The following is a 23,717-nucleotide window of genomic DNA, read 5'->3' as shown; positions in this document are numbered from 1 at the left end:
CCGCCGCGAAAGTCGTGAAGCAAGCCGTGCCGCGTTAGCGCGAGACGGCGTCTGCCCGCTTGAACGGCCAGTGTTCGAATTCGGAAAGCCGCAGCCGGTAGCGCGCGACATTGCCTAGATAGAGTTGATCGAGATCGGACTGGATCGCATCGACGAACGAAGACACCTCCGCCGCCTCCACCTGATTCTGTGCGAGCGTTTCAATCTCGCCGCGTGTGCCGGCAAGGCCGCCGCGAATCACCTCCTGCACCACCTGTATCAACGCATTGCGATACTTGAGGCGGAACGCGTCAGGCTCACCGATCGATTGTCGAATCGCCAGATAACGCTGACACGAGCGCTCGTATGCCCAGATGAAGACGTCGCGCAACAACTCGACGCGATTGGTCTCGTACACCCCGAGTGTGCCGTCGACATAGGCCTTTTCGGGAACGTCGATGAACGACAGCGGACACAGATTCTGCCGGATCAGCGGGATATTCGCGGTCAGACGCGAGACCCGTTTGTTGACGTCTTCGAACGGCTGCAGATAGGGCAGATGCACCATGCTGAAGAAAGCCTGCTCGAAGGGATCGTCGATCTGGGCGGCCTTGTTCAACACGGCCTCGAAGCATTCGGCGATTTGCTGCGGTACCGCGAGCGGAAAAAATACGGTGCCGCTGATCTCTACTTCGCGCGCGCGCAAACGGCCGCTGGCGAACGGATCGGACATCAGGTTGTCGGAGAGAATCGCGTGAAGGTTCAGTACGGTGAATCGATTGAAGCCCACCTCGTCAGCGCTCTCGACGATCATTTCGATCGCGGCCTTGTGGTTCAGGATCATCTGCGTTTCCTGGGCGTCCTTGCCTTCCGCAATGTGCCCTTGCTCGATCAGCCGCACGGTGTCGAGCCGCGTGTAGGTGTTGCCCTCGAGCCGCGACGAAGCCCACGACAAATCGATCAGAAGCCTACTCATGATGTCGCGTGCATATGTGCCGGCCGGCCGCACATCGGCCGACGTACGGCCCCATTCATGCAGGCGTTCACGCTGCGCTTGCGATAGATACGCGTCCTGATTCGGACGATAGCGTTCGAGAAACGCACGGTTATAGCCAACCGGCCGGCGCTCGTGCAGCGGCCGGTTCACTTCCGCGCGCACCTCGAGGCCCGCACTCGATACGGGCACGTAGGCCTCGCCGGAGGTGCTTGCGGCAGCGACAACCTGGGTGGGGGAAACAGCCGCGCCTTGAACCGCAACCTGCTTGTAGGACACTGCCCGGCCGGCACCTTCCGAGACGATCCGGCCCGCTTCGAGCAACACGTCAAGACGACGTTGCAGCGTGCGGCGTTGCATGGGATGGCGGCGCCCGGCAAGTGCCGCTGCAAGCGCGCGAACGCCTCGCCCCGCGGCGCTTGCAGCGATGAGCTGCTCGATCAGATCCAGTTCCTGCTTGATGCCACTGCTGTTCATGCGCGCCACCTCGTGCCAATGTGGCGCGATAAATCCTAATCGCGACACTTTTTCATGACATTGTGGCACAAATCGCGCGAATCGCGACACTTTTGATGTCTAAAAGTGTCACGATTTCTGTTTTCGCGACAAATTTCCTGAAAAAGTGTCACGAATAGCGCTGGACTGACGCGATTCAAGGGACTGCAGGGACCAAGCCCCGTCCCTCACACATTCCACCTCACCAACGACCACTGCTGCGTCTCATCATCCCTGCGCAGCCAGACAATCCCCGCCATCTCCAACGACCAGCGCAGACAGCTTTCCACCGGCACCTCCAGCACCAGCGAAGCGATCACCCGTATCACGCCGGCATGCGTGACCACGTATGCCGGCGACAACTCGCGCGTCAGCGCAAACGCGTCAAACCACGCCCGCACCCGCGCGACGAATTGCGCGACGCTCTCGCCGCCATGCGCACGCGCGTGCTCGAAGTTGGCCGCCCAGGCGTCGAGCAGTTCGCGATCGATCGAGTCCCAACGCTGCTCTTCCCAGTCGCCGAAATTCATTTCCTTCAGACGATCGTCGTGACTGAGCGCGCAACCGAAGTCGTTCGCCATGACCGCGGCCAGTGTCGCGCAACGTGTCAACGGGCTCGACATCAGCACACGCGGCGGCGGTATCTGCAAGGTCGCCAGCTTCAGTGCAAGAGCACTTGCCGATACCTCAACGTCTTCGGCGAGCGCTACGTCGCTGTGGCCGTAGCACACCCCTGAATCGAGCGCGACGGCAGGATGACGGATCAGGACGATATCCATGCGAGCCCCACGAGGTAGATGCTCAGTTCAAAGATCTGTTGCGCGAAGCCGAGGCAGTCACCGGTGTAGCCACCGATGCGTCTGACGAAATAGCGGCCCAACGCAAAACGCAGCGCCACCAGTATGGCGAGCGTCACGCAGGCGAAGCGCCAATTCGGCGAATCCAGCAGGTTCGGCCAGAGCAACAACGGCAGGCCGAACACCGCCGCGCAAAGCAACGCGGGGCCGCTCAAGCGTTGCGCAACCGGTTTGGCTTTGCCTTCGGCGCGCACGTAGTCGAGTGTGGCCAGATAGCTGATGGCGAACACACGGCTCGCGGCATGCGCTGCAATCATCAGACTTGCTGCGCGCATCGGCGGCAACGCGGTGAGCGTTTGCCACTTCAGTGCTAGCGCAATCACGAGCGCGATGGCGCCGAAAGCGCCGATGCGCGAATCATGCATGATGCGCAGCACGTCCTCTCGCGTATAGGCGCCACCGAACGCATCGACGCAATCGGCGAGTCCGTCCTCGTGAAAGGCGCCGGTGACGAGAAGCGACACCGCCATCGACAGGAGCACCGCCACGCCCGCTGGAAAGACACGCAAGGCCGCGAGATAAACCAGCGCGCTCAATCCGCCGACCAATAGACCGACAAGCGGAAAATAGCGCGCCGCCGCATTCAGATAGTGCGGCTCATAGCCGACCCAGCGCGGCACAGGCACACGCGTGAAATAGCCGAGCGCCGTGAAGAAATAGCGGAGTTCAGCGAGCGGATTCATGAGTGAGCAGGACGCACGCTTCTGTATGACTGCGCTTCGTATAACAGCTCACGCATCGCGATTGGCGACACCGGCCGATTCGAAGCTGGCCATTTCGTTCACGAACGCTACCGCCGCGCGCAGCAACGGCACCGCGAGTACCGCGCCGGTCCCCTCGCCGAGACGCATATCGAGCGAGAGCAAGGGCAGCGCGCCGAAATGATCGAGCATGCGCCGATGCCCCGCCTCATTCGACGCATGCGCGAACACACAATACTCGCGGACGTTCGGTGCGAACGCATCGGCCACCAGCAACGCCGAGGTCGCGATGAAACCGTCGACGAGGATCGTCATATGCGCTTGCGCTGCAGCAAGGTATGCCCCCACCATCATGGCGATTTCGAAGCCGCCGAACGTGGCGAGCACGTTGAGCGGATCGCTGGACGCCGCGTGATGCGCGACTGCGGAGGCAAGTACGTTGCGCTTTTTTGCAAGCCCCGCGTTGTCGAGACCCGTTCCGCGGCCGACGCATTCGTCGATCGGCACGCCGCACAAGCGGCTCATCAGACACGCGGCCGACGACGTATTCGCAATCCCCATTTCGCCGAAGCCGATCACATTGGTGCCGAGCGCCGCGTGATGCCGCACGCGAGTTGCACCTGCCTGCATTGCGGCCAGCGCCTGTTCGTGCGTCATGGCGGGCTCGTGCGCGAAGTTGCGCGTGCCGGCCGCAACCGGAATGTCGATGAGACCTTCCGTCGACGGCAGCGGCGTCGCAATGCCCGAGTTGACCACTTCGAGCTCGACGCCCGAGACACGGCTCAACGCATTGATCGCCGCACCGCCGGTGAGAAAGTTAGCGACCATTTGCGCGGTCACGGCTTGTGGATACGGACTCACGCCTTCCTGCGCAATACCGTGATCGCCGGCGAACACGATCATCGTCGGACGTTCGACCGTGGGGCGCGTCGTACGCTGGATCAGCCCCATCTGGCGCGCGAGCGTCTCCAGCCGCCCAAGACTGCCAGGCGGCTTGGTCTTGGTATCGATGATGTGTTGCAGTTCGGCACGCAACGTTTGATCGAGCGGTTCGACTTCGGTCAATCCCGGCAAACCTGGCAAAGAAGTCATAGACGTTTCTAAAAAAGAGAGTGTTTTATAAAGCGCTTAGCCTGCCGGCGTGTCATGCGCCGCAGGCGATTCGTGACGCGAGCGCGGCGCGGGAATCAGCGCCTCATGCTCGCCGTCGCGAATCAGAATCAACGGATAGCCGAACGCACGGCTTGTCAGCGTGGGCGTCAGGACATCGCGCACCGGTCCAGCATACGCGCCGCCGTTGCCGTCAAGCAGCAACGCGTGCGTCGCGAAGCGGCGCGCGAGGTTCAGATCGTGGCACGAAAACATCACTGTACGCCGAGGTTCACGTGTCCAGGCGGTCAGCGCTTCGAGACAGTCGATCTGATGGTGCAGATCCAGATGCGAGAGCGGTTCGTCGAGCAGCAACAACGGCGCCCCCTGGCACAACACCCCCGCGAGGGCGACGCGTTGACGTTCGCCACCCGAGAGCGACAGCACGTCGCGTGCAGCAAATGCGGCGAGGCCCAAAGCGTCCAGCGCGGCATGCGCGGCCGCGCGATCGGCCTCGCCCTCCCAACCCCAGCCGGTCAAATGCGGAAAGCGGTTCAGCATCACGATGTCGAGGACGCTCGCGCTGAAGGCGTCCGCAGCGCTTTGCGGCATCAGCGCGCGACGCTGCGCAAGCGGCAACGGCCGCCAGTCGGCGAGACGCACGCCGTCGAGTTCGACATGCCCCGCCGACGGCTGCGCGAGACCGGCGAGCGTGGATAGCAAGGTCGTCTTGCCCGCGCCGTTGGGGCCCGCGATACACCAGATCTCGCCTGCGTAGAACGTATGCGTGAATGCGTCGAGCAAGGTGCGCATGCCCGCGCGCAAGGTCAGGCGTTGCGCGCTGAGCGCCGAATGCGGAGCGTTATGTGCATTCATCATCGGCGTCTGCGCAATAGCATCCACAGGAACACGGGCACGCCGACGATCGACGTGATCACGCCGACCGGCAATTGCGCCGGTGCAATCACCGTACGCGCAATCAGGTCCGCGCCCATCACCGCGACACCTCCACCGAGCGCCGCTGCGGGCAGCAGCATGCGCTGATCGTTGCCGAACGCGAGCCGCAGCATATGCGGCACGACGAGCCCGACAAAGCCAATCGTACCGGCCGTGGTCACCGCGGCAGCGGCCGCCAGCGACGCCACCAGATACACACGCAAGCGCAGCGGCATCACGGCGACGCCCAGCGCCTGCGCGGCGGCGTCGCCCCGCAGCAGCACATTCAGACGCGGTGCAACCGGCACGATTGCCACCAGCACGACGACGAGCGCGGCGAGCGCCGTCCACGGCATCGCGCCGCCGTTCAGATCGCCGGTCAGCCAGAACAGCATGCCGCGCAGCCGATTGTCCGGCGCAAGGTTGAGCAGCAAGGTGATCAAAGCGCCCCAACCGGCCGCGATCACCGCACCGGTCAGCAGCAAACGCGGCGACGTATCCTGCGGCTCGCCCCGCCACAACTCACGGCGGGCGAGGCCGAGCACCAGCAGGATAGACACGAAGGCGCCGGCGAATGCGCTGGCGTCGACAATCCACCACGCACAACCAGCGATCATCGCCACCAGCGCGAACGTCGCCGCGCCACCCGATACGCCCAATACGTAGGGTTCGGCCAATGGGTTGCGCAACAGCACTTGCAGCAGCGCACCGGCCAGCGCAAGTAACGCGCCGCACGTGAAGCCGGCCAGCGCGCGTGGCAAACGCAGCGTGCGCACGATCTCGCCGGCAAGATCGCCGGACTCGACATGCGACGCATGCGACGGCAGCAATGCCGCCAACACGCGCGCCGGTGCAAGCGACACGCTGCCGAGCGCGAGCGACGCCATCAGCACAACTAGCGCGATTACCGCGAGCACGAGCCAGATCGCGGCCGCGCGCTTCGCGCTCATCACGCGCAACGGGGTCGTGGGCATCGGGCTCGAGCTACGGATCATCGGCGCGTTCTCATGCAAGTACGTTCGTCACTGCTGCTGCCAACCGACCGTGACATACGCACCGCGCCGCGGCGAGTTATACGAGTAGGCCGTTTCATAGTCCTTGTTCAACAGGTTCTGGATCTGCGCGGCGACGTACCACGCCTTCGTGATGTTGTAGCGCGCCGACAGATTCACCACGCCATAGCCGCCCAGCGTGCCGCTGCTATCTTCACGGGCGCCGCTGACGATCCACTCGCCGCCGACACGCCACCCGGCAATGCTGCGATTTACCGCCAGCGACGCGAAGCGCCTTGCACGCCGCACGAGATCGGTATCGCTATCGAGGTCGACGGGATTTTGCAGCGTTACCGACGCGCGCACATCCGTCTTGCCCACATGCCCGCTCCACGATCCCTCAAGCCCCTGCACCTTCGCATGGCCGACGTTCTCGGCCAGATAGATGCCGGGCGTGACCTGTTCGTAGTCGATCAGATTCGAATAACGCGTCTGGAATGCGCTCAGCCGCATCACACCAAGCGCGTTCGACGCGTACTGCAACGCTGCTTCGATTGAATGGCTGCGCTCCGGCTGGATCGACGGATTGCCGCTGATCGGATAGTACAGATCGTCGAAGCTCGGCGCGCGGAACGAATCCGAATAGCTTGCAGTCGCCTTCCAATGCTCGGTGATGACGAAACCGTAGCCGAGATAGTAACTGTTCGCCCCGCCGAAATCGGAATACTGATCGCGCCGCACGTTGGCCTGAATCTGATTGCGCCCAAAGCGCCCCGTGTAGCCGACAAAGCCCGAATCCACATGCCGGTCGGGTGCGGCGAACGTATCCGAGTCGAGGCTCTGATCGAGATGCTCGTAGCCGACCTGCAGCTTCTGCTGCGCGGCGAGCGCGAAATCGTTCTGCCACGTGTACTGGCGATTGTCCGTATCGAAGCGACCGTTGTAGAGGCCGTTGGTATTCGACACACTGCGGTCGTCTCCTTCGGAAACGATGAAGTGTGTGGTCCACCAGTCGGTCAGTTTGCCGTTCGCAAACACCGACATCTGACGCACTTTGCTGTAGAGGTTGTTCAGATCGGTCGGCACGCCATACGCGTTGTCGTAGCTGTTATTGCCGTTCGACTGGAAGTAGGTGACGCCCGCGTCCCACTTGTCGCTGAACTTGTGACGCAACGAAGCCGAGATGCTTTCGTTCAGATAGCCGTTCGCGTTCGGATTCGCGTTGGGCGCCTGTGACGGATTGAGCGAGGAGAAACCGTCGTCTTTCGAACGCGCGAGCGAAATGCTGAAGGTGGTGTTGCCGTCTTTATCCAGCGCACCGTTCACGCCGACCTGCTGCGTCTGCGTGTGATAGCTGCCGTAGCCTACCGAAAAATTGAAACGCGGCGGATGGTCGCCGCCGTCTTTGGTGAACACTTGCACCACGCCGCCAATTGCGCCAGAGCCGTAAAGCGCGGACACGTTGCCATTTACCACTTCGACGTGATCGATCTGGTCGAGCGGAATCTGCGCGAGTTGCGGCGCGCCCAGGCTCACGGAGTCGACCCGCACGCCGTCGATCAGCAAAAGCGATTGTGTCGACGACGCGCCGCGCAGAAACAGGCTCGTCGTGGAACCGGGGCCACCGGTGCGCGAAATTTGCGCGCCGGGCGCGAGTTGCAACAGACCGGGCAAATCGGTCGCGGTTGTATCGGCGATGTCCTGCTGATCGAACAGCGTAGTCTGCGGGATCGCATCGGCGAGCGGTTGTGGCCCACGCTCCGCGGTCACGACAACGGGCGACAACACCGCGGCTGACAAACCGCTCGCCCCTGTATCAGCTGAAGAAGATGGCGATGAAGGTGAAGACGGCGACGAAGAAGAAGCAGCTTGCGCATGCACGACGAGCGGCAGGCTCGCAAAGGCGAGCAACGCCGCGCGAGCGATAGGGGACAGCATGGGATGACATTCCTGTGGATAGCGTGCGCGGCCCGCTTCCCCGCGGGCCGATGCGTAACGAGGCGCCCGCGTTGTTTTACGTTTGCGCGGGAACGAGCCTCTCCCTCTGGCCGGTATCCGGGCTGGCGACACATCGATCCCGCCTTCCCACGCGTGACGCGCAGTGGCACACTCGCGTGTTCAGCTTCAAACACGCGATCAGGATCGACCTGCATGACGAATGCGGTCGCTTACCGTTGCGGGGGCAGCGCAGGTTGGCGCGTTCAGGCGAAGCGCGCGCCCTGCTTCCCGTTTAACTGCGCGCACTGTGGAAAAGCGCGCGCGGGCACCAAAGTGCGGCCAGTTTAGGAGCGGCCTTCGGGTCCGTCAAGAATGGTTAATCCGTGCGCAAACTGTTCTGTTAAGTGCAGGTTATTGTCCGATGCATGAGTTGTTTTTCATCATATGGTCGATAAAAGCCGGCACAAAGCGATGTTGTTACGTCTCGAAACGAGACAATTGTCGGAACCTGCGACATTCCGCGCTAAAATGCGATGTCTTTAGAGGACGCAGCAGATGCTCACCGAACTCGAAACACTTTCACAGAATATCGGCAAGCTGATCACGATCAGCCAACGCCACAATGAAGCGCGGCTCGCGCTCGAAGATCAGCTCGCCCAAACGCGTGCGGAAGCCGAAGCCACGCGCACGGAACTCGCGCTGATGCGCGAGGAGCGCGATGCGCTGCAAGCGGAACGCGACGCGCTGTCGGCAAAGATCGACGACGCACAGGTGCGCCTCAATGCGATCCTCGAAAAATTGCCGCGGGCCCGCGCGCACAGCGAGCCTGATAATCAGCTCGATCTGCTCGAGGCCGCGCCGCATGAGGAAGAAGCGGAGAGCGACGTCACCCGCCATGGAGAAAATGCATGACCACCAAGCAGATCGAAGTATCGATTCTCGGCGTGCCCTATCGTCTCGCCTGCTCGCCGGAAACTGAAGGCGCGCTGCTTGAAGCGGTTGCACGCGTTGACGCAGAGATGTCGAAGATCCGCAATAGCAGCAACGTGCGTGGCACGGATCGCATTGCCGTCATGGCTGCGCTGTCGCTGGCATCAGAACTGCTTAAGCTGCAAAGCAGCGTGCGGCACGGAGAAGCATTTCCCGCTGAAGAAATCCGGCGTACAATGCACCAAATGAACGAACAACTGGGTACTGTGATTCAGCAGTACAGCATGTAGAAAGTATCTTGTAGCCGGTCCTGAGATCGGCTGCGGATTCAAACGAGGTGCATGAGCAAAGATTCATGCAAACGTTTTGAATTCAATCGGTTTGACTTCCCTGCCTGGTTCGCCAAGGTCATATATTCCTTGAACCAATGCCATGTGCACGGTTGTGGAAATTTGTAGCACGGGTGTGCGCGTCACTCTGTCTGATGTACCCGAAGTGCTGCTAACTGCGACCAATTCTGAACCCCCGGTTCAGGATGCCGGCCTAGCGGCTAAGGCGGGGACCCTATTCAAACGGCATCGGACTTCGGTTCGGTGCCGTTTTTCTTTGGGCCTCGATTTTTCTTGCTGTATCTTCAAACCTTTAACGTTCAATTCGATTCATGCGCTACTGGCTAATGAAGTCCGAACCGGACGAAGCAAGCATCGACCATCTCGCCCAGGCACCGCACCATACGCTGCCGTGGACCGGCGTGCGCAACTATCAGGCGCGCAACTTCATGCGCGACATGATGCAGGTCGGCGACGGCGTGCTGTTCTATCACTCGAGTTGCCCGGAGCCAGGCATTGCAGGGCTCGCGGAGGTATCGTCCACCGCATATCCGGACCCCACTCAATTCGATAAGAAGAGCCCCTACTACGACCCGAAGTCGTCGCAGGAAACGCCGCGCTGGCTGCTCGTCGATGTGGTGTTCAAGAAGAAGATCCCCTTGATTCCGCTTGCGGCGCTGCGCGAGCATGAGGAATTGCAGGACATGCGCGTGCTCGTCAAAGGCAACCGCCTGTCGATCACACCAGTGACCGAAGCTGAATGGCGCTTCATCACCAAACGTCTTGTTTAAAGTTGCATACGCGCATGTGACCTGTTGCCGCTTGTGTCACGCGCAAGTCTGTGCGCCGATGAACACAAACGTTCAGCAAACGTCAAATTAGGGAACCAAGCTCAGGTTACAAGCGCCTAACGGACTCGCAAACGTTGTGCCACTGCATGGCGTTCGCTCCAATCGTGCACAACCTGTTCAAGCAAGGAGTCCAAGAATGACGAAAAACACCGCACGTGCACTCGCGCTCGCTCTCGTATGCGCCGCGCCTGCCGCGCTCGCGCTGACGCCGGCTATGGCCCGCGCGCAGGGCGTGACGCAATATCAGCCCGCGGGCGTGCTATCGCTGAATGCGCAGGCAAGCTCGGAAGTGCCGCAAGACGTCGTCGATATCACACTGTTTTATGAGCAGGAAGCGAGTGATCCGTCTGTGCTCACCTCCACGCTGAATCAGCGCGCCGATTCGGCGCTGCAAAAAGCCAAGGGCGTGAACGGCGTAACGGCTCGCACTGGCTCCTTCTCGATCTATCCGTCCACCGATCGTGACGGCCGCATTTCCGCATGGCGCGGCCGTACTGAAATTGTGCTTGAATCGCACGACTTCGCCGCGGCATCGAAACTCGCGGGCCAGATGGCATCGATCATGCAGGTCGGCAACGTGCAGTTTTCGTTGTCGCCGGAAGCGCAGCGTGCAGCGGAGCAGAAGCTCACCGGTGAAGCCATCAAGTCGTTCCGTGAGCAAGCCGCTTCGTCGGCGCAGGCATTCGGCTACAGCGGCTATTCGATTCGCGAGGTCAACGTTGGGCACAACGGCGTCATGCCGCGTCCCATGATGATGATGAGCGCACGCGCAATGGGCGCCGATGCGAAGGCATCCGCGCCGGTGCCGATTGAAGGCGGCACGTCGACTGTCACGGTCAATGTGTCGGGCTCGGTGCAGATGAAGTAACGCGTTTTACACCAGACGTCTCGTTGTAAAAGAAAAAGCCACGGCATGCCGTGGCTTTTTTTTGTTGGCTTCTCACTACGATAAAACGTAGCGCTTAGTTTGCGCCGACTGGTTGCGCCGGTTCACGCCGCGCACGGCGATAGGACCACACCAGTATCCCGATGCCGACCAGGATCATGGGCAGCGAGAGCCATTGGCCCATCGAGAGACCCATTGCCAGAAGGCCAAGGAAGTCATCCGGCTCACGTGCGAATTCCACCGTGAAACGTGCGAGGCCGTAGCCGATCAGGAACACCGCGGAAATCGCGCCCAACGGCTTGGGTTTGCGTGAGAAGAAGAACAGCACGAAGAACAGCGCCACGCCTTCCAGCGCGATCTCATACAACTCCGACGGATGACGCGGCAGCATGTGATATTGCGCGAACACTTCGTTCAGATGCCATTGCGCGGCCAGTTGCGGATGAGTGGTGAGCCACGTGGCGTCGTCCGGCGCGGCGCCCGGAAACAGCATCGCCCAGGGCGCTGACGGATCGGTTACGCGGCCCCACAACTCCCCGTTGATAAAGTTGCCGAGGCGCCCTGCCGCGAGCCCGGTCGGCACCATCGGCGCGACGAAATCGGTGACCTGCAGCCACGAGCGCTTGCGCTGATAGGCGAACAGCACCATTGCCAGCGTGACGCCAAGGAAGCCGCCGTGAAACGACATCCCGCCTTCCCACACCTTGAAGATGTCGAGCGGATGCGCGAAGTAAAAGCTCGCCTTATAGAACAGCACGTAGCCAAGCCGGCCGCCGAGGATCGTACCGAGCACGCCGTAAAACAGCATGTCGTCGATATCTTTAGCGGTCCAGCCTTGCGCGGCGACGTACGGCAAACGCAGCCGCAAGCGGCCGACGACGATCGCCGCGATGAACGCAACGAGGTACATCAGTCCATACCAGCGCACAGCAAGCGGCCCCAGATGAATGGCAATGGGGTCGAAATTCGGGTGAATGAGCATCGTGTTGTTATGGGCAGTTCAGGTTCAGAAGCGGATTTCTAGTCGAGTTTCAAGTAGCGGCCGGCGGTACGCGCATCATGCGGCGCATGCGTTGGACGGTTCCGTTTGCAATGCGTTCGCGGCAGCGGCTCACCTGAGCTCGCCTAAGCACGAGGCGCCGCGGACGGCGCCTCCATGGTGGCCGCGTGCGCCCGCACGATCTCGATGAAGCCGGCCAGCACCGGACTCACCTCCGCCGTGCGCCAGACCAACCCCGTTTCGATCGCCGGCACCGATTCGGCGAGCGGCCGGTACACGACACCCGTGCGGCGCAGATTACGCAACGATTGCGGCACCAGTGCGACGCCCATCCCGGCCGACACAAGGCTCACGATCGTCTGCATCTGGATCGCCTCCTGGCCAACCCGCGGTGCCAGCCCCGCCACGCCGTAGCAATCCATAATGATGTCATAAAAGCCTGGCGCCAGACGTCTTGGGAAGATCACGAGCGGCTCCTCGGCGACGTCGCGCAGGCTGATGGGCGTGTCCAGCCACTCCGCATGCGAGTCAGCCACGGAGCCGGCGGCGCTGCCCACGCGCTTCGCCATATCCGTCGACATCGCGATCACCAGCGGCTCGCGAGCGATCGGCAACCACGAGAGCTGGGTGGCATGCCGCAACGGCAGCGGCGCGATCACGAGGCCCGCGTCGATGCGTCCGGCCACCAGTTCGTCGACCTGCACGTCGCTGGTGGCTTCGGTCAGTTCGAGCCGCACCCGGGGATGGCGCGCGCCGAAATCGCGCAGCAGCAGCGGCAGCAGGCCGTAATCGGCCGTCGAGACAAAAGCCAGCGACAGCGCCCCGGCCTCGCCTCGGGCGAGGCTCTGCGCCAGCGGCCGCAGCCCTTCGGCGCTCGCCAGCAGACGCTGCACCTCGGGCAACAGGTCAGCGCCCACCGGAGTCAGCTCCACCGAGCGCTTGGTCCGCGCGAACAACTCGACCCCGAGCGTTTCCTCCAGCGCCCGAATCGCCTGCGACAACGGCGGCTGCGTCATGGAAAGACGCACGGCCGCCCGCCCGAAGTGCTTTTCTTCGGCGACGGTCACGAAATAGCGCAATTGGCGCAGGTCAGGAATCGCAGGCAACATGATTAATACATTTTACGACCTAATAGAGCCTGAATAATATATTGGACACGCGCTTCGCAAAACTGCACCCTTGCGCAACGCGTCGGAACTACACTGAACTGACCTGAATCGCCGTATCGGCCGACGCCGACGCCGGTAAGACATCGGCAGCGTCAGCCCAGCCTCTGCGGCAGCACCCGAGTCCCGCACACGCAGCACGGATCAAAACAAAACAGATTGGAGTTCCCCATGGCATACAACCGTCGTTCCAAGAACATCACGCAAGGCGTGGCGCGCTCACCGAACCGCTCGATGTACTACGCACTCGGCTACGAAAAGGCCGATTTCGACAAGCCGATGATCGGCATCGCCAACGGCCACTCGACCATCACGCCGTGTAACGCCGGCCTGCAGCGTCTGGCCGACGCAGCGGTCGCCGCGGTCAAGGGCGCCGACGCAAATCCGCAGATCTTCGGCACGCCGACGATTTCGGACGGCATGTCGATGGGCACCGAAGGCATGAAGTACTCGCTCGTGTCGCGCGAAGTCATCTCCGACTGTATCGAGACGTGCGTGCAAGGCCAGTGGATGGACGGCGTGGTGGTGATCGGCGGCTGCGACAAGAACATGCCGGGCGGCATGATCGGCATGCTGCGCACCAACGTGCCGAGCATCTACGTGTATGGCGGGACGATCCGTCCGGGCAACTGGAAGGGCACGGACCTGACCATCGTGTCGTCGTTCGAAGCCGTGGGCGAATTCACAGCCGGCCGGATGTCGCAGGAAGATTTCGAAGGGGTCGAAAAGAACGCGTGCCCATCCACGGGTTCGTGCGGCGGCATGTACACCGCCAACACGATGAGCTCGTCGTTCGAAGCGCTGGGCATGTCGCTGTTCTATTCGTCGACGATGGCCAATCCGGACCAGGAAAAGGTCGACTCGGCGGCCGAATCGGCACGTGTGCTGGTCGAAGCGGTCAAGAAGGATTTGAAGCCGCGCGACATCGTCACGAAGAAGGCGATCGAAAACGCCGTGGCCGTGCTGATGGCCACGGGTGGCTCGACCAACGCCGTGCTGCACTTCCTCGCCATCGCCCACGCGGCAGAAGTGGAATGGACCATCGAGGACTTCGAGCGCATGCGCAAGAAAGTGCCGGTGATCTGCAACCTGAAGCCGTCGGGCCAGTTCGTGGCGACCGATCTGCACAAGGCCGGCGGCATTCCGCAAGTCATGAAGATCCTGCTCGACGCAGGCCTGTTGCACGGCGATTGCATGACGATCACCGGCAAGACGATCGCCGAAGAACTGAAGGACGTGCCGAGCAAGCCGCGCGCCGACCAGCAGGTGATTTTCCCGATCGAGCAGGCGCTGTACAAGGAAGGCCATCTGGCGATCCTGAAGGGCAACCTGGCCGTCGACGGCGCCGTCGCCAAGATCACCGGTCTGAAGAACCCGGTCATCACCGGTCCGGCCCGCGTGTTCGACGACGAGCAAAGCGCGCTCGAAGCCATTCTGGCCGACAAGATCGTTGCAGGCGACGTGGTCGTGCTGCGCTACCTCGGCCCGAAGGGCGGCCCCGGCATGCCGGAAATGCTCGCGCCTACATCCGCGATCATCGGTAAGGGACTCGGCGAAAGCGTCGGCCTGATCACCGACGGCCGTTTCTCGGGCGGCACGTGGGGGATGGTGGTCGGTCACGTGGCGCCGGAAGCCTTTGTGGGCGGCACGATCGCGTTCGTGCAGGAAGGCGACTCGATCACGATCGACGCGCATAAGCTGCTCCTGCAACTGAACATCGACGACGCCGAACTGGAACGCCGCCGCGCAGCATGGCAGCAACCGAAGCCGCGCTACACGCGTGGCGTGCTGGCGAAGTACTCCGCGTTGGCCCTGCCGGCCAACAAGGGCGCAGTGACGGGCTAAGCGGGCACTAAGCGCGCACTAAGCACGCGCTGCGCTGATCCGCCTCGATACTCCGGGGCGGATGCGCCGCATCGCTCGACGCCACATCGGCTGCGTCAGTTACGAGAAAGCGCAAAGGGGCGCACGGGAAACCGTGCGCCCCTTTCCTTTTATAATGCGAGCACCACGAGTCGGGCACTTGCACCGACGGAGACCAGAATGAAATCAATGTCGTATGCAGCGCTCGCGTCGGCCAGCGTGCTGAGCGCTATGTTAGGCGCCGGCAGTCCGGCGGCGCACGCGGAGGTGCCCGCCGCCCTCGCGCTTGCCCAGCAGCAGAACTGCATGAGCTGCCACTCGGTGTCGCGTCCATTCATGGGACCGGCGCTGCATGACGTCGCCTCGAAATACGCCGGCCGCGAAGATGCCGCCACCTATCTGAAGCACAAGATTCTGGATGGCAGCACGGGCGTGTGGGGCGCGGTGCCGATGCCCGCGAATACGCAACTCACGCCCGATCAGGCGGCTACGCTGGCGAGCTGGGTGCTGACGCTCAAATAAGCACATTCGAACGAAGACTCAAATGAACGCCGCTTGATGAAAGCGGTGAGCGCGCCCGGATAACGGCGCGCCCTCAGCCACGATCAGGCGCTGCCCGAGCGCCGCGCGATCTCCTGATCGACCGCTTCCCTGACCCAGCCGGTCAATTCCGTCTCCAGCGCCAACGCCACTTCGCGCGTGATCTGGTTGACCAGCCACGACGTGTGATCCTGCAATGCATCGCGGCAACGTGCTTCGATGATGCCGCGTCCATCGCCCGTCAGAAAACCCGCGAACCGTCCACGCAGACGTTCGGCGATGACATCGGCATCGAGATTCGGCTGCGGCTGTGTTTCGTGAGCGATATCCGGCGGCACGATCGCACCCGCCTCGATCGGCGCATGCGGTTCAGCCCGATCGAAGACGCCCGCTGACGGCGCCAACGCCGGCTCATGCCCGTGCCGGTGATCGGAAGCGTGGTGCGCCCTCGAGCGCTTTTTCGGGTGGGCGTGGTGCTCGGCCGGATGCGCTTCCTCCGACACATGCGTGGGCTCCGGCGCGAGCGTCGGCTCCTTTGGCGCGTGCGCGGATTCTGGTGCAAGCAGCGGCTCAGGCTCGTGCCTGGGTTCTGGCGTAAGGACCGGTTCTTGCGCAGTCGCGGGATCGGCCGCTGGCTGGGTGGCCGGCGCCGCTGCGCCGCCCTCAGCCTGACGCGCCTGGGCAGGATTGCCCGGCACGAGAATCTCGTTCAGAACCGGGATCGAACTATCGTTAGGATCGGACACGCGCGCTCTCCGTGTTTGAGTCCAAGCCGAGGCAGGCCGCGCGCGCGTCGAATCCATCCGACAAAACATCACGCGACGCGGGCCAGATAGGACCTGGTCGAGGACCTGGTTGAGGACCTAGCTGCCTTGCTTGTAGTTGTTCAAAGCATAGCCGCGATCGCGATAGAAACGATAGCGTTCGCGGCCCGCCGCGAGTTCGTCGTGTGCGTTACCGACCACTTCCAGCAATCTTTCGAAGCGAGCGAATTGCGCCGGAACCGTGGCGCCGAGATTGAGCAGCACCTGATGATGCGGCACATCATCGAGGTTCGACGCCAGCACGATTGGCGTTTGCGCCGCGAGCGGCGTGCCCGCCATGCAGTGCGGCACGAAGTCGAGGGGCGAGAAGGTCCACAACTGCTCGTCGAAAGCCCGCAGACGCGCGGGCTCGGCCAGCACGATGGTCGGCTGGCCCGCCTGATACGCCTTGCGGATCAGGCGGCACGCATACAGCAGCGAATCGCCGACGTTCGAGTGAAAATCGATTCTCGTCATCGGCGGCTCCGCTTTGCGCCTACAGCGACGCCCGCAACCTTACTGCAATGCGTCATTGTGCAGCGCGACCGTCCGCGGCCCTATCGATCAGGAACTGCGCGAGCAAGGGCACCGGGCGGCCGGTGGCACCCTTCGCCGCGCCGCTCTTCCACGCGGTGCCGGCGATGTCCAGATGGGCCCACGGATACGCTTCAGTGAAGCGCGACAGGAAGCACGCCGCCGTCACGCTGCCCGCCGGACGTCCACCGATGTTGGCGAGATCCGCGAAATTCGACTTGAGCTGATCCTGATACTCGTCGTCGAGCGGCAGGCGCCAGGCCGGGTCGGAGGCTTCACGCGAGGCATCGAGCAGCTCGCCCGCCAGCGCGTCGTCTTTCGAGAACAGACCGCTGTTGTGATGACCCAGCGCAATGATGCAGGCGCCTGTGAGCGTGGCGATGTCGATCACCGCTGCCGGCTTGAAACGCTCGGCATAGGTCAGCGCGTCGCACAGGATGAGCCGGCCTTCGGCGTCCGTGTTGAGCACTTCGATCGTCAGGCCCTTCATGCTGGTGACGATGTCGCCAGGCTTGGTGGCCGTGGCCGACGGCATGTTCTCGACGGCCGGGATGATGCCGACCACGTTGATCTTCAGGCCCATTTCGGCGACGGCGCGCAACGTGCCCAGCACCGAACCGGCGCCGCACATGTCGTACTTCATCTCGTCCATGCCTTCGCCCGGCTTGAGCGAAATGCCGCCGGTATCGAACGTGACGCCTTTGCCGACCAGCACCACCGGCGCGGCTTTCGCGGCGCCGCCCTGGTACTGCAGCACGATGAACTGGGCCGGTTCGACCGAGCCGGCCGTGACCGACAGGAACGAGCCCATCTTCAGGGCCTCGCACTGCTTCTCGCCGAGCACTTCGACTTTCAGCTTCCAGTCTTTGGCGAGCTTCTTAGCGGTGTTGGCAAGATAGGTCGGCGTGCAGACATTGCTCGGCAGGTTGCCGAGGTCGCGCGTCAGATCCATGCCGTTGGCAAGCGCGGCGCCCTGCTTGGCCGCGAGCTTGGCGGCCTTTTCGTCGCCGGTGTTGACGCTGAACACGATGCGCTTCAGAGCGCGCGGCGCGTTGTCCGGCTTGCTCTTCATTTGCGTGAAGCGGTAGCTCAACTCGCGCAGCGCGAGGATCGCGGCGCGCACGCCCCAATCGGCCGAGCGCTCGAGGATCGGCAACTGGGCGAGCGTGAAGGTGACCTGGACGATCTTGGTGCCGAGCAATGCGCGCCAGGCGGCCCGCACGGCTTCGCCGTAGGCTTTCTGACTGAAAGCATCCTGCTTGCCGAGGCCGACCAGCAGCACGCGCGAAGCGCCGATGCCTGAGACTTCGTGCAGGAACAGGGTAGTGCCGGCCTTGCCGTCCATGTCGCCGGCCTTGATGACGCGGGTCAGGAGGCCCTTGGTGGCCGCGTCGATCTCCAGCGCAGCGCCCGAGAGCGTTTGCGACTCGAACACGCCGATTACGATGCAATCGGATTTCCCGGTCAGGAAACCGTTTGACGAGCCTTTGGTCCAATCACAGGCTTTTATGCTAAAGTCCATCGCGCTTGTCCTCGGATAAAATCTGGGCTTAGGATGAAAGCCGCAATTATCCGCTATTTTTCCCGCGGCGGCTGCACCGGAGGCGTGACGGGAACCAATCCGTTCGTCACTGAGAGCGCCCCACCTCATCATCAATAATGATCTTCGAACGCTCCCTCCAGCGCGAACTCGCGTATACGGCTGGTGCCGTGTTCATGGTTCTCCTCACGCTCGTGCTGACGACGATGATGATCCGCATCGTCGGCCTCGCGGCCTCGGGCGAGATCGACCCGCGCGACGTGCTGGTCCTGATCGGCCTGACTGTGATCGGCTACCTGGCGATCATGCTCGTCGCGACCCTGTTCGTGTCGATCCTGTTCGTCCTGACACGCTGGTACAAAGACTCCGAGATGGTCGTATGGCTGTCCTCCGGTGTCAGCCTGACGCAATTCATCAAGCCGATCGCCATTTTTTCCACGCCGATCATCATTCTCATCATGTTCTTCGTGTTCGTAGGCTGGCCGTGGTCGAACCAGCAGAACAAGCTGCTGCGCGCGCGTTTCCAGCAGCGCGACGAAGTCTCGCTGCTCGCGCCGGGTCAATTCCGCGAGTCGACCACCAACCACCGTGTGTTCTTCATCGAGAAGATGTCGCCCGACCAGGCGCGCGTCGAGAACGTCTTCGTGACCAGTACGGAGAACGGTAAGGTCAACGTGGTCGTGTCGAAAACCGGCCACACCGAAACTCATAAGAACGGCGACCGCTTTGTCGTGCTGGAAAACGGCCGCCGCTATGACGGCGAACCGGGCCACCCCGATTTCCGCATCATGGAATTCGAACGCTACGGCCTGAAGATCCAGAGCCAGCCGGTCGTCAATACGCCCACCACGACCAGCTTGCCCACGCTTACGCTCCTGCGTAACCCGACCGACGACAATCTCGCCGAATTTGCCTGGCGCGCGGGGCTGCCGCTGATCGCGATCAACCTGATGCTGCTGGCGATTCCGCTTGCGCACCAGAATCCGCGACGCAGCCGCACGATCAATCTGGTGATGGCCGTCCTGATCTATCTGACGTACTCCAATCTGTTGAACGTCGTGCAGGCATGGATCGAGCAAGGCCGGATGTCGTTCGCGGTTGGACTGGTGGGCCTGCACGTTATTGTGGCGTTGATCGTCGCGTTCATCTTCTGGCTGCGCGTGCGCAACCGGCCGCTATTCACGCGGGCGATGTTCAGCCGTTCGCAGGGGGCCTGACCGATGCGCATCTATGAAAGGTACTTCGCGCGTCAGATCTATCTCACGTTCGTCTTTATTCTGTTCGCGTTTTCGGGTCTGTTCTTTTTCTTCGACCTGATCAATGAACTGAATTCCGTCGGCCACGGCAACTACAAGTTCCAGTACGCAGTGCTGCGCGTCGCGTTGCAAACGCCGTCGCGCTTCTACGAAATCATTCCGGTTGCGGCGTTGATCAGCGCGATCTACGTGTTCGCGCAGATGGCGGCGAATTCCGAGTACACGATTTTTCGCGTGTCCGGCCTCGCCACCAATCAGGCGCTGCGCTCGCTCATGAAAATCGGCATTCCGCTGGTGTTCCTGACTTACCTGATCGGCGAAGTGATTGGCCCGTACACGGATCAGCTGTCGGAGCGCGTGAGGCTCGAGGCACTGGGGTCGTCGGTCTCGAGCAACTTCGAGTCGGGCGTATGGGTCAAGGACACGCTCACGGCGCGCGCCGACGGCGAGCAGGTGACGCGCTTCGTCAACGTCGGCGAATTGAAGCCGGATGCGACGATCAGCAACGTGCGCATTTACGAATTCGATTCGCAGTTCCGTCTCTCGAACGTGCGGATTGCGAAGAGCGGCACGTATCAGCCGCCGGGTCATTGGCAACTGACTGATGTGACGGACACGCAACTGATCGACGTGCCCCCTCCCGCGGGCACGCCGGCCGATGCGTTGAATCCGGTGTACCGTGCAAAGCAGGTGGCGTTGCCGGAGTATTCGCTGCGTTCGGAACTGACGCCACAGATTTTGTCGGTGCTGCTGGTGTCGCCGGACCGGATGTCGATGTTCAACCTGTTCCGCTACATCCAGCATTTGACCGAGAATCATCAGGACACGCAGCGGTATGAAATTGCGCTGTGGCGCAAGCTGCTGTATCCGTTCGCGGTGTTCGTGATGCTGGTGTTGTCGCTGCCGTTTGCGTATCTGCATACGCGTGCCGGCGTGGTGGGTGTGAAGGTTTTCGGCGGGATCATGCTGGGGATGAGTTTCCAGCTGTTCAATACGCTGTTCTCGCATATCGGCACGTTGAATACGTGGCCTGCGCCGTTGACTGCGGCTACGCCTGGGCTTGTTTATCTCGTGCTCGGGCTGGTCGGATTGAAGTGGGTTGATCGCCATTAGGGGCCTTTGTCATGGCTACGCATGGACTTGTGCTGTTTGCGCATGGCGCGCGGGATGTGCGGTGGCGGGAGCCGTTTGAGAGGCTCGCTGAGAAGGTGCGCGCTGCGCGCGGTTCTGATACCGGGGCGGTGTTGTTGGCTTTTCTTGAGTTGATGGAGCCGGACTTGCCTACCGCTGTGGGGGATCTTGTCTCCGACGGGTGTTCTGTTGTGACTGTTGTGCCTGTGTTTTTTGGGCAAGGTGGGCATGTGCGTAGGGATCTGCCGGAGGTGATTGAGCGGTGTCGGGGGTTGTATCCTGCGGTCGAGATTAGGTGTGCTGTTGCTGTTGGCGAGGATGAAGGGGTGTTGGAGGCTGTTGCTGGGTATTGCCTTCGGCAGGGTTGATTTTTTTGCCTGTGCGGGGCTTCTTTTCTGTTTGCCTTGGGCGTTGGCTTTTCCTTGTTCTGGCTTTCGTGCCTTTCCTTGATTTGTTAGTGGTCTATTAGCGTTGCCCCTGTGCGGGGCGGCACTTACTTTCTTTGCCGCCGCAAAGAAAGATAAGCAAAGAAAGCGGCTCAAACCGCTAATGCTAAGTGGGCACCGTGGTCCGCTGCGGGTAGTGGTGCGACTGGAATCCGTGCTCTCGCACATTCGGCGTTAGTGACAAAGGACTCATCAGTTCCCACTCCGCACTGCGTGCGTCGCGGATGGGTCTGCATGGGAAACCGCCGGCTTCGGTTGCGCGCCGTGGGGGCCGTCGGCTTCGCCTCGGTACGCGCCTCTGTACTCCCCAGGAACCCCACCTCAATGATATGTCGGTGTGCTGAATCACCGTCCCGGCCGCGGGTGCCGTTGCGGTCGTTGTTCCAATCGCCATGATGATGGTGAGGCAGATGCGATGACGAGCCACATCTGTTGGCGAGGCATGGGTGCCATCCAGTTACAACATAAAAAGGCGCTCGCGCCTTTTTATGTTTGTAGCCTGGTACCGTGGGTTTTTGTCAGTGTGCTGTTGCAATAGGGCGCGTGATCGTTTTAAAACGCCCTTGCCTGTTTCGCATTGTCCCCAGTGCGCGCATGCCTCTGCAGTTCTCCGGTGCCCTCTGCGTGGCCTTCGCCAGAAGGTTCGCTGCGCGGCGCGCGGTAATGCAGCTTTGCGGCACTCCCTTCGCATCAAGCGCGATGACCTGGTACAACTCGCGATCAATCTCGACTTCTCGCCGATAATCCTCGCCAGTGTCGATCAACACTTCCAGCAATTTTCGCTGACGATGCCTCTCTTCCCGTGTCACCGCCGGACTCCTGAATATCGAGGCCGCAAGCGTGACCAACTTGTCCAGTTGGCTTAGTTGCCGGTCAACAAGTCCGAAAGCGGATAAGGCGAGCTTTTCGTACTGAAGTGCGTCAACGGGTGGGCGCGACGTGGTTCGTGAATTTTTGGCGGATTTACTCATGGCGCGATCTCCCTGAAACTTACCTGGACCGCCCGGCGCACTAGCTTGTAGTTTGCAAAGTGGTGAGCGGGCTCAATGACAAGGTTGGCGACCGGTGCCAAACGAAAACCGGCAGGCCCGAAGGCCTCCCCATCACGGCCCGCCCATAAGACGCGCAGAGATAGACACAGACCCGCCGAGGCAGGTATGCGTTTGGCAACAGGCCGCCAAGCCTGACCGTCGTTGTTTTGACGGCGAATTGAGTTTAAAACGTATCGTTTCGCGAGTGATCGCCTGCTTGGGCTAAAGAGCGCGCGAAGCCAGCATTTCCGAAATTTCCCAAGCGCGCGCCCGCACACAGGACTACAGCACTGAAGAAACGTCAGCAAAGAAACGGAGTAGTGGCAGATAACCGACCATGACGTCGCGCGAAGCGCGGCCGGGCAAACGCTTCCGGCGAGCACGAAGTGTGAGATGGGAAGTATGACGCCCTTGTCACTGGCGCCGAATGCGGGAGAACACAGATTCCAGATGCACCACTACCCGCAGAAAACCACGGTGCCCGCTTAGCATTAGCGGTTTGAGCTGCTTTCTTTTGCCTACTTTTCTTTGCAGCCGGCAAAGAAAAGTAGGTGCCGCCCCGCACAGGGGCAACGCTAATAGACCACTAACACTGCAAGGAAAGGCCAAAGCCCCAGGAACACGGACAAACAAGCGCCGCAAAAGGCAAAAAAACCTCAAGCAGCCACTAACATCCCATCCGCGGAGCGAACACCCAGCTGCCGAGCAGCAAACGCCTCCCCTATCATCAGCAAACTAGGCTGCGACCCATCAAGCCACTGCTGAGCCTCACCACAAGCGAGACCCGAAAGCGTAAGAGTCAGCATCCGCTCACGAGGCGTACTACACGCCTCCACAATCGCCACAGGAGTCGCGCCATCGCGCCCAGCATCGATCAACTGTTGCGCGATCTCGGGCCCGCTATCCCGCCCCATGTAGAACACGAGCGAATCAGCATTCACCTGCTCCCGAATCGCCGCGGTATCAGCCGCCCGGCTATGCGTCGCCAACGCAACACTGCGAGACACGCCGCGAAGCGTCAACGACCGCTTTAGCGTTGCCGCACTGGCAAGTGCCGCCGTAATCCCAGGCACCACCTCATACTCGATACCCGCCGCCTCGAGCGCCCGCATCTCCTCATCAGCGCGCCCAAACAACATCGGATCGCCGCCCTTCAAACGCACCACCACATCGTGCTCAAGCGCGGCATCCACGATCTGCTTGTTGATGAACTGCTGCGCCGTCGACAACTGCCCGCACCGCTTGCCAACCGCAATCCGCCGCGCGTGGGAAGGTGCGTAGTCGAGCATCGCCGGCTCGACAAGCGCGTCGTGCAACACGACATCAGCCGTGCCGAGCAGCCGCGCGCCGCGCACCGTGATGAGATCCGCGGCCCCTGGCCCTGCACCGATCAGATACACCTTACCCATTCGCCTTAACCCCATTCGTCC

Annotated in this window: 23 protein-coding genes, 1 other RNA gene and 1 riboswitch; of the genes, 10 read left to right on the top strand and 14 right to left on the bottom strand. The window is 61.8% G+C overall.

Features of this window, described 5'->3' with window-relative positions:
* Positions 1 to 34 precede the first annotated feature (34 nt).
* From R8871_RS23765 to R8871_RS23735, 7 genes are all read right to left on the bottom strand, one after another.
* On the bottom strand, positions 35 to 1,450 hold the full coding sequence (locus tag R8871_RS23765) for a Fic family protein (RefSeq protein WP_175052671.1): 1,416 nt from the start codon (positions 1,448 to 1,450) through the stop codon (positions 35 to 37).
* 206 nt (positions 1,451 to 1,656) lie between these two features.
* On the bottom strand, positions 1,657 to 2,247 hold the full coding sequence (gene cobC, locus R8871_RS23760; RefSeq protein ID WP_175052670.1) for an alpha-ribazole phosphatase: 591 nt from the start codon (positions 2,245 to 2,247) through the stop codon (positions 1,657 to 1,659).
* Positions 2,232 to 3,008 (bottom strand): adenosylcobinamide-GDP ribazoletransferase, encoded by a 777-nt coding sequence (locus tag R8871_RS23755; RefSeq protein ID WP_175052669.1) that lies wholly within the window; start codon positions 3,006 to 3,008, stop codon positions 2,232 to 2,234. The genes cobC and R8871_RS23755 overlap by 16 nt, the downstream gene beginning before the upstream one ends.
* A gap of 48 nt (positions 3,009 to 3,056) precedes the next feature.
* Positions 3,057 to 4,118: a nicotinate-nucleotide--dimethylbenzimidazole phosphoribosyltransferase gene (gene cobT / locus R8871_RS23750; RefSeq protein WP_175052668.1), complete on the bottom strand. Its 1,062-nt coding sequence runs from the start codon at positions 4,116 to 4,118 to the stop codon at positions 3,057 to 3,059.
* A gap of 36 nt (positions 4,119 to 4,154) precedes the next feature.
* Complete coding sequence (locus R8871_RS23745) at positions 4,155 to 4,994, bottom strand: ABC transporter ATP-binding protein (RefSeq protein ID WP_175052667.1); 840 nt, start codon at positions 4,992 to 4,994, stop codon at positions 4,155 to 4,157.
* Positions 4,991 to 6,046: a FecCD family ABC transporter permease gene (locus R8871_RS23740; protein WP_175052666.1), complete on the bottom strand. Its 1,056-nt coding sequence runs from the start codon at positions 6,044 to 6,046 to the stop codon at positions 4,991 to 4,993. Before R8871_RS23740 ends, R8871_RS23745 begins: the two co-directional genes overlap by 4 nt.
* A gap of 27 nt (positions 6,047 to 6,073) precedes the next feature.
* Entirely contained in the window at positions 6,074 to 7,981 is a 1,908-nt protein-coding gene (locus R8871_RS23735; RefSeq protein ID WP_175052665.1) for a TonB-dependent receptor domain-containing protein, read from the bottom strand.
* A gap of 91 nt (positions 7,982 to 8,072) precedes the next feature.
* A riboswitch (cobalamin riboswitch) is annotated at positions 8,073 to 8,329 on the bottom strand.
* Between the two features lie 207 nt (positions 8,330 to 8,536).
* Between R8871_RS23735 and R8871_RS23730 the strand changes: the two genes are divergently transcribed.
* The 5 genes from R8871_RS23730 to R8871_RS23710 all read left to right on the top strand — a co-directional run bounded on the left by R8871_RS23730 (position 8,537) and on the right by R8871_RS23710 (position 10,959).
* Positions 8,537 to 8,893: a hypothetical protein gene (locus R8871_RS23730; RefSeq protein ID WP_054035121.1), complete on the top strand. Its 357-nt coding sequence runs from the start codon at positions 8,537 to 8,539 to the stop codon at positions 8,891 to 8,893.
* Entirely contained in the window at positions 8,890 to 9,201 is a 312-nt protein-coding gene (locus tag R8871_RS23725; RefSeq protein ID WP_054035122.1) for a cell division protein ZapA, read from the top strand. Before R8871_RS23730 ends, R8871_RS23725 begins: the two co-directional genes overlap by 4 nt.
* A gap of 94 nt (positions 9,202 to 9,295) precedes the next feature.
* Positions 9,296 to 9,477, top strand: a non-coding RNA gene (ssrS, locus tag R8871_RS23720) — 6S RNA.
* Between the two features lie 95 nt (positions 9,478 to 9,572).
* Positions 9,573 to 10,031 (top strand): EVE domain-containing protein, encoded by a 459-nt coding sequence (locus tag R8871_RS23715; protein WP_175052664.1) that lies wholly within the window; start codon positions 9,573 to 9,575, stop codon positions 10,029 to 10,031.
* A gap of 196 nt (positions 10,032 to 10,227) precedes the next feature.
* Entirely contained in the window at positions 10,228 to 10,959 is a 732-nt protein-coding gene (locus R8871_RS23710; protein WP_175052663.1) for an SIMPL domain-containing protein, read from the top strand.
* A gap of 94 nt (positions 10,960 to 11,053) precedes the next feature.
* On the opposite strand, the gene lgt is transcribed toward R8871_RS23710, so the two are convergent.
* Both lgt and R8871_RS23700 read right to left on the bottom strand, forming a co-directional pair.
* A complete protein-coding gene (gene lgt / locus R8871_RS23705) occupies positions 11,054 to 11,959 on the bottom strand; it encodes a prolipoprotein diacylglyceryl transferase (RefSeq protein WP_175052662.1) in 906 nt (301 codons plus the stop codon).
* A gap of 143 nt (positions 11,960 to 12,102) precedes the next feature.
* Positions 12,103 to 13,086: a LysR family transcriptional regulator gene (locus R8871_RS23700; RefSeq protein WP_175052661.1), complete on the bottom strand. Its 984-nt coding sequence runs from the start codon at positions 13,084 to 13,086 to the stop codon at positions 12,103 to 12,105.
* Between the two features lie 228 nt (positions 13,087 to 13,314).
* On the opposite strand from R8871_RS23700, the gene ilvD reads away from it, so the two are divergent.
* Together ilvD and R8871_RS23690 are read left to right on the top strand one after the other, a co-directional pair.
* The gene (gene ilvD, locus R8871_RS23695; RefSeq protein ID WP_175052660.1) at positions 13,315 to 14,988 is read left to right on the top strand and encodes a dihydroxy-acid dehydratase; all 1,674 of its coding nucleotides are present in this window, start codon (positions 13,315 to 13,317) and stop codon (positions 14,986 to 14,988) included.
* A gap of 198 nt (positions 14,989 to 15,186) precedes the next feature.
* Complete coding sequence (locus R8871_RS23690) at positions 15,187 to 15,528, top strand: c-type cytochrome (RefSeq protein WP_175052659.1); 342 nt, start codon at positions 15,187 to 15,189, stop codon at positions 15,526 to 15,528.
* 83 nt (positions 15,529 to 15,611) lie between these two features.
* Here R8871_RS23690 and R8871_RS23685 read toward each other — a convergent pair whose 3' ends face one another.
* The 3 genes from R8871_RS23685 to R8871_RS23675 form a co-directional block, all read right to left on the bottom strand.
* A complete protein-coding gene (locus tag R8871_RS23685) occupies positions 15,612 to 16,292 on the bottom strand; it encodes a DUF2486 family protein (RefSeq protein ID WP_175052658.1) in 681 nt (226 codons plus the stop codon).
* A 117-nt stretch (positions 16,293 to 16,409) separates the two neighbouring features.
* Entirely contained in the window at positions 16,410 to 16,826 is a 417-nt protein-coding gene (locus R8871_RS23680; protein WP_175052657.1) for a DNA polymerase III subunit chi, read from the bottom strand.
* A gap of 52 nt (positions 16,827 to 16,878) precedes the next feature.
* On the bottom strand, positions 16,879 to 18,405 hold the full coding sequence (locus tag R8871_RS23675) for a leucyl aminopeptidase (protein WP_175052656.1): 1,527 nt from the start codon (positions 18,403 to 18,405) through the stop codon (positions 16,879 to 16,881).
* Between the two features lie 137 nt (positions 18,406 to 18,542).
* Here R8871_RS23675 and lptF point away from each other — a divergent pair, with 137 nt between their 5' ends.
* From lptF to R8871_RS23660, 3 genes are read left to right on the top strand one after another with little or no spacing between them, the layout of a single operon-like run.
* Entirely contained in the window at positions 18,543 to 19,640 is a 1,098-nt protein-coding gene (gene lptF, locus R8871_RS23670) for an LPS export ABC transporter permease LptF (RefSeq protein WP_175052655.1), read from the top strand.
* 3 nt (positions 19,641 to 19,643) lie between these two features.
* Positions 19,644 to 20,792: an LPS export ABC transporter permease LptG gene (gene lptG / locus R8871_RS23665; RefSeq protein ID WP_175052654.1), complete on the top strand. Its 1,149-nt coding sequence runs from the start codon at positions 19,644 to 19,646 to the stop codon at positions 20,790 to 20,792.
* 11 nt (positions 20,793 to 20,803) lie between these two features.
* Positions 20,804 to 21,178, top strand: coding sequence for a sirohydrochlorin chelatase (locus tag R8871_RS23660; protein WP_175052653.1), 375 nt, complete (start codon positions 20,804 to 20,806; stop codon positions 21,176 to 21,178).
* Between the two features lie 596 nt (positions 21,179 to 21,774).
* Here the strand turns inward: R8871_RS23660 and R8871_RS23655 are convergent.
* Both R8871_RS23655 and cobA read right to left on the bottom strand, forming a co-directional pair.
* The gene (locus R8871_RS23655; protein ID WP_175052652.1) at positions 21,775 to 22,227 is read right to left on the bottom strand and encodes a hypothetical protein; all 453 of its coding nucleotides are present in this window, start codon (positions 22,225 to 22,227) and stop codon (positions 21,775 to 21,777) included.
* A 716-nt stretch (positions 22,228 to 22,943) separates the two neighbouring features.
* Positions 22,944 to 23,696 carry a uroporphyrinogen-III C-methyltransferase gene (gene cobA, locus R8871_RS23650; protein ID WP_175052651.1) on the bottom strand — a complete coding sequence of 251 codons (753 nt, stop codon included), beginning with the start codon at positions 23,694 to 23,696 and terminating at the stop codon, positions 22,944 to 22,946.
* Positions 23,697 to 23,717 lie beyond the last annotated feature (21 nt).

This window comes from Paraburkholderia sediminicola, assembly GCF_902859805.1.
Classification (GTDB): domain Bacteria; phylum Pseudomonadota; class Gammaproteobacteria; order Burkholderiales; family Burkholderiaceae; genus Paraburkholderia; species Paraburkholderia sediminicola.
The sequence above is the reverse complement of the archived record's forward strand: the minus strand, read 5'-3'. Positions and strand labels throughout refer to the sequence as shown.